Origin of the sequence: Holdemania filiformis DSM 12042 (assembly GCF_000157995.1) — a bacterium.
Classification (GTDB): Bacteria; Bacillota_I; Bacilli_A; order Erysipelotrichales; family Erysipelotrichaceae; genus Holdemania; species Holdemania filiformis.
Map to the genome: position 1 here is coordinate 373,922 of NZ_GG657556.1, position 2,552 is coordinate 376,473.

Below are 2,552 nucleotides of genomic sequence, written 5' to 3' on the forward strand. Positions count from 1 at the left end.
GAAGGGCGCGAAGATTACGGAGAAAACGATGTTTTCAATCGGCTCCATCAGCAAGATGTTCACCACGGCGGCCGTGATGATGCTGGTGCAGGAAGGCAAGCTGTCGCTTGACGAACCGATCGTGAAAAAACTGCCGATGTTCAAGATGCCGGATGCCCGATATAAGAATATTACGGTCCGGATGCTGCTGAATCACAGCAGCGGACTGCCGGGCAACTGCTTTAAGGGAAAATATACGAACGCCCGCAACCGCAATCACCTGAAGGAAGAAATTGAATACGCGGCGCAGAGCCGGCTGAAGGATCAGCCGGGAAAGTTCAGCGTTTACTGCAACGACGGGTTTTCCCTGGCGGAGCTGTTAGTTGAGGTGGTCAGCGGGCAGAGCTATTCCTCCTTTATTTACGAGAAGATTCTTGAGCCGTTAGGCATGGAGCATACCGATTTCCCAATCCATGAAATCATGGACGGCAAATACATCAAAGCGAAATCACCGTTTGATCTCGATTTCCCGCAGGAATATGTCAACGGCATCGGCTCCGGCGGAATTTACAGCACGGCCGCGGATTTGTGCCATTTCTTAGATGCCCTGCGCGAAGGCAGACTGGTTGATGAAGCCGGTCTGACGGAAATGAATCGCGATCAACAGCCGAAAGAGCTGGTCGTCGCGGACAATACGACGGAACGTTATGGTCTGGGCTGGGATTGCGTGTCGATGCGGTTGTTTGAGGGCTTTGGCAAACAGGCACTGTGCAAGTCCGGCTCGACGTTCGGTTTCAACTCTCATTCGCTGATCATCCCGGATTGTCAGCTGAGTGCCGCGGTTGTCTTGTGTACGGATAAGGGCAGCGCTTCAAAGCTCAATCAGGCGCTGGTTTATGAAATTCTTAAGGCTCAGGGCTGCGCGTTCGAAGCGACGCCGCTGCCGGCATTGAAAACCGTCGTGCATCCGGTGGAAATTACCGGTTTGTATGGCAATAAGGATCAGATCGTACGGGCCCGCTTTGAACATGGCGATCTGACGCTGGAGATTCGCGAAGCCCAGGGCGGCTGGCGGCCAGAAGTTTCCGGCCTGCAGGAAGATCACGGCTGGTTTGCGGGGCAGCCCGGCACGTCGGTCTTCGGCATGGCCGATCTGAAAATTGGATTTGTGCCGCAGGGCGACGAGCTGTATCTTGTTTATCAGATGCCGGGCAGCGTCGTGTCGGAACAGGCTGAACGTCAGGTTTTCCTGCAGAAGCTCAAGCCGTCCGGCAAGGTAAGCGGCTGGAAGAATCTGACGGATAAGACGTGGATCATGGATAACGAATATCTGCAGCAGCGCACGCTGGGCAACGTCCCGATGACCTTTACCGTGCAGATGGAAAAGGGCTACGACGACCTGCTTTTAGCGCCGTATCCGCTGCGCATCCTCAACGATTATGAAGCGGTGCCGGCGATTGAGATTCCGGGCAACTATTCGCGCGAAATGTCGAGCGTTTTATGGCTGGCGGATGGTTCGATTCAAAACGGCCAGTACCACTATGTTCTCTCTGAGAACCTGCCATCGTTGGACGTGCGGGAAATGACGCTGCGCGATCCGCTGATTCATTGGTATATCGGTGCCGCGCCGATCGACACACTGAAGATCGACGGAGTTGCCCGTGTCGTCGTTCTGGACGAAAACGGTCAGGTGGAATTTGACAGCCAGCTGTCCAGTTGTCTGCCGGCTTCGCTGCGCGGCAAACGGATCGGTTTCTTCGGCGAACTGAACAGTAAGATCAGCCTGCAGTATCTGGAGGAAAACGCATGATTTACCTTGATCTGCATACGCATACCGTCGTCAGCGGGCATGCATACAGCACGCTCAATGAGAACATCGCCGCGGCGAAGGAAAACGGCCTAACGATTTATGGTGTCAGCGATCACACGCCGAAGATGCCGGGTTCCACGCATCTGTTTTATTTCCGCAACCTTCATGTCGTCCCGGAATTCGTCCAGGGAATCCGCGTGCTCAAAGGAGCGGAGCTGAATGTGTTGGATGTCGAAGGGCATGTCGATCTGGACGAAAGCACGCTGAAAATGCTTGACTACGCGATCGCATCCCTGCACGTTCCATGCTTCGGCACCGAGCATACGGAAGCGGAAAACACGCAGGCAATGATCAACGCCGTGCAGAATCCGTATGTCAAGATTCTGGGGCATCCGGACGATTCCCGCTATCCGATCGATCAGGAAGCGGTCGTTCTGGCATGCAAGGCGACCCATACGTTAGTCGAGGTCAACAATTCCTCGATGAATCCGAAAAGCTCGCGCGTCGGCGGCCGGGAAAACATGCTTGGAATGCTGCGGTATTGCAAGCAGCATGGCGTGCCGGTCTTGTTTGGCAGCGACGCGCATTACTGTGACGCGATCGGCCGGTTCCAGCGGTGTGAGGAAGTCTGCGCGGCCGCGGAGTTTCCAGCTTCGCTGATCGTGAATTCCAATCCGGAACTGATTTTTGAATATTTTAATCTAAAAGTTGAATAAACGATCGGTAATGCCTGGAAGATAAGCATTTGATTAAATAAGAAAGG

Annotated in this window: 2 protein-coding genes; both read left to right on the forward strand. The window is 54.1% G+C overall.

All coding sequences use genetic code 11. From position 1 onward, the window contains the following. Positions 1–1,789 (forward strand): serine hydrolase domain-containing protein (locus tag HOLDEFILI_RS18345; RefSeq protein WP_006058982.1); only part of this gene is annotated, 1,789 nt, incomplete at its 5' end. Beyond that, a complete protein-coding gene (locus HOLDEFILI_RS07620; RefSeq protein ID WP_006058983.1) occupies positions 1,786–2,505 on the forward strand; it encodes a phosphatase in 720 nt (239 codons plus the stop codon). The genes HOLDEFILI_RS18345 and HOLDEFILI_RS07620, both read left to right, overlap by 4 nt. The last annotated feature ends 47 nt before the right edge of the window (positions 2,506–2,552 follow it).

What these genes read in the sequence shown, in the direction of transcription:
- HOLDEFILI_RS07620 (WP_006058983.1), top strand. Translation starts at nt 1,786, where the DNA reads ATGATTTACCTTGATCTGCATACGCATACCGTCGTCAGCGGGCATGCA.